Raw genomic sequence first — 2,931 nt, 5'->3', positions numbered from 1 at the left:
GCATAGTAGCACACCATTATGAGGATCAATTCTCTCAGCATTGGTGCTATCTTTCCAGGGTTTGGCATGGCTGGCTCGTAATAATACAGGTAAATCAATCCCACAAAGCGCACACTTATGATCCCATAATGGCAATAATCCTTTTTTAAACTTTTGCTGACCTAATCGAATCTTAGTCTTCGCTTCCGCTTCTGTCTCAGCAATTAATGGGCTAATCGTGTTACGTTCTGTACGGCGCACTGTACTTATTGATAATTCAAGCTGCTCTTCATCAACCTGGTAAATATTCAAGTCACTGATAAGCTCTAACAACTTAATTGATAACTCCTCATTACAAGGATACAGATAGCCCTGGTTACCGTTGCTATCTTGTTGAAATGGAGAATATTTTAAAGGTAGCAGAGGTAAAATTTCATCGAAAGCAACACGAACGTTTAATGGTACTTCCAATTCATGATATTGTAATTCTACTAAATATCCTTTATCACTCCATTGGTCATAACTTTGCATCGTTGATGGTTTACTCGCTTCTAGGCAAGCTGTAGTAGCAACACTAATGGCAACAATATTGCCTTTAACATAATGGAATATACGATCCCCCGCTTCTACTTCAGTCATACGGAACCAAGAGTGTGGAACATTATCACCTTTATCTCTTTGAGGGGACCAAATGATTCCTAATTCCTTTTCTTCATGATAGGTGTGACCTTGCATAACAATAAAACTATTTATCATTCCATTCACCGCCTTTCCCAAACTTATTAAACTCTTTTCCCAAAATAACACCTATAACTTGTTCTGGTAATGATAGGCTACATACATACCTTACCTTTATACATTAGAAATAATTCCACTATAAACTTTGATCATTAGCAAAATTAACGGATTCAAAGACATAGACGAATTCAACTAATAAAACCAATATATTATTAAGCTATATTGAGCAAAAAGCCATGGGCTTTTTCGTAACTCAGTATCACTTGAACTTTGAAAAGAACTGCCTCCTCCAATCAAGTAAAAGCCACCTATTAAAATAAATAGGTGACCCTTTTAAACTTTATTTTTTCGAAATCCAGGAACCCCGCTCGCCAATTAACCAATTCCTTCTGATCCAAATAAATCTAATGCAGTTTGATTTGGATGAACATTTACTTTCTTTTTTTTCATGAAAATGGGAGGTGGCGGATCTTTTAATCTCATTCTCTCAGCCATCTTATGAGCTTGCTCTTTAAATGATTTATAATTTATCGCTTTACAACCCGGCTTCACTTTTTTTAACTTGCCAATTTTCAAACTATTGTCCCATGAGAAATAATCACCTAACTCGTATGTACTTCCTTCTATAAGTGCCTTTCCTATTTTATTTTCAACATCTTTTCTCATTTGCGTTCCAACTTTCGAAGGGTATAGATTCGGGACTGATGATACAATACCGGGAGCAAGATCCGATATTTCAAATTCATCCTTCCCTCTAACAGAAAGGGACACAAGTTCATAGACCACTAAATTAATATATTTGAAAAGAGGAGTTTGTCCACCTACTTTAAATACCTCATTAACTAAGTCCGGATACTCAATAGTATCGATAAAATAAGCATCAAGATCATCATCTTGAAAACTTCCTTTGACTAAGTCAATTCTTGTTGGGTTTTGAGAAACAGACAAATGATTAAAGTTATAACCCTGTGTCTCATCTTTGATTTTCTCTCTATTTTCATCATTAAAAACTAGTGTTATGTCGTGAGTATGTAAAGAAGGATTATTAGAAGATACTGCTCCTATTCTAACTAATTCATCAGATTTTATTTTACTGTATCTTTCTAATTGATCTGGTTCAGTTCTTCCGCTTTTACATTCACATGTTAGGGAGTGGTTTTTATCTGGATTGTTTAGAACAATATCGAATTTAACTTCACGTATCACTCCATCTTGTGTTACAGCGAAGTCTCTTTCTATCGATTCGATTCTGTATCCCGTTTCATAAAAGTGACGGGGATATCCCGGAAGAGCAAAAGTCATACTTGCGAGTATATTAACTAAGTCTTGTTCTAGATAAGTCGACTTTAAGCTCATAATCAACAACCTCCATCTTAGCCATCGCATCTACATAATGGTTTAAATTTGCAAATAAACGAAGTATAGTATTTCCACAAGCATATTTTGGTAGTGATATACGCATATAATCAGAAGTTATTTCAAAAGTTAATTTGTTACCATGGTTACCATTGTGCATGTCGACTGCATATACTCGATACTGCTTTTCACCTATCTCATCCTCTATCCCCCACAGTCTAAACGGTTGCTCTCCATTGAACATGAAATTAACCAACTTTTTAGGTTCAATTTTTTTACTAAACGTTATCGTAAAAGGATTTCCAGATAAATAGCCTTCCTCGAAGGATAAACCGTACGATTCAACTTTGTTGATTGTACTACTATATAAATTCACGAGTTCATAAACTAAGCTAGAATGGCGAGAGAAGGAATTACCCTTAGCTGTCATTTTACCGTTGTACTTTATATCATCTATAATAAACTTGTGTTCTTTGTCGGGGTTACTTTCATTATCACTCCTTAGTATAGAAAGTCTTGAAATACCAAGCATATTATTAATATCCGAATTAATTAATGTTTGAAAGAAAACCTTTGCAAAATGCCTTTTCACACTCAAAGAAACGTCTTGAGTATCTTCTGGTCCATTATTTTCCACATTAGCATCAGTGTCATCAAGAGCTTGTTGAAAAGAAACAGACATACCCCAAAATTTACCAAATTCTATAGTTTGTAGTAATAATGGTACAGGCAGCCAAATATTGTCGTAACCATGCGCACTAGAAAACTTTTTAATAAATGGATCAGAATGTTTTGTAGGATCAGCTGAATGAAATACTAAATATCTTGGTTCTGCAATATCTACGTAGAGATCAAGCC

Annotated in this window: 3 protein-coding genes; all 3 read right to left on the bottom strand. The window is 34.9% G+C overall.

Annotated features, from left to right (window positions below; translation table 11 throughout):
- Window positions 1–732, bottom strand: a 732-nt coding sequence (locus tag AC1DSK_RS17205; protein WP_477598448.1) for an HNH endonuclease, incomplete at its 3' end; no start/stop codon positions are given.
- Between the two features lie 360 nt (window positions 733–1,092).
- Window positions 1,093–2,073, bottom strand: a complete 981-nt coding sequence (locus AC1DSK_RS17200) for a hypothetical protein (RefSeq protein ID WP_477547011.1) — start codon at window positions 2,071–2,073, stop codon at window positions 1,093–1,095.
- A partial coding sequence (locus AC1DSK_RS17195; protein ID WP_477598446.1) for a hypothetical protein occupies window positions 2,033–2,931 on the bottom strand: 899 nt, incomplete at its 5' end. The genes AC1DSK_RS17195 and AC1DSK_RS17200, both read right to left, overlap by 41 nt.

The organism is Paenisporosarcina sp. P4_B8 (assembly GCF_056402175.1).
This window is presented reverse-complemented; position numbering and strand designations above follow the sequence as displayed.